The organism is Oleiphilus sp. HI0086 (assembly GCF_001635225.1).
Window position 1 is genome coordinate 1 of sequence record NZ_LWFZ01000473.1, and the last position, 613, is coordinate 613.

Sequence of the window (613 nt, forward strand, 5' to 3'; positions counted from 1 at the left end):
GGTCGAGTTTATTTCTTTGGCGAACGCCTATTCGGAAGAGATCTCCGAGCTGCTGAGAGCTAAAGATGTAGTTCTGTTTTTCTCTCTGTTGTTCATTCAAAGGGAGTTTTAAGGGAAGGATTTGCTTTTGCGTATTTAATTCCTTACTTCCTTTAAAGCAAAGATCGACTATGTCGAGAAACTCTGTTTCGACCTCATGGTAAATGCCGTGACGGTCGCATATCGCGTAGTACTGCTCCTCTCCCTCCGACCTATCTTCCATGCTTAGCATGCAGGCGTGAGAGGCAGCTTGTATAAGATGAAATAGTACTCGTTGATGTCTTTTCTTTTCGTTATCTGAGAACTTTCTATCTTTGTCAGTGCGGTACACAGAGAGAAGAGTATAGATACCGCTTCTTGAAGCTATGTGTAGTGAACTTAAAATACGTTTTATTCCATGCGGCTCAAAAACCGAGTGATAAATTTCAGAGCGATAAAAGTCACCGTCGCTAATTACATCGGCCATATCTACAGCTTCACCAGCATGAGCAAACAAGCTATTGCTGATTGGATTTATTTTAATGTGTTCTATTAAGGTGTCTGGAAAACTAGTTGGTAGATTAAGTGTTGTGTG

At 41.1% G+C, this 613-nt stretch carries 1 pseudogene; it reads right to left on the reverse strand.

The window, feature by feature from the left end:
- Positions 1–613: pseudogene (locus A3756_RS27420) on the reverse strand (hypothetical protein); the annotation flags it as partial.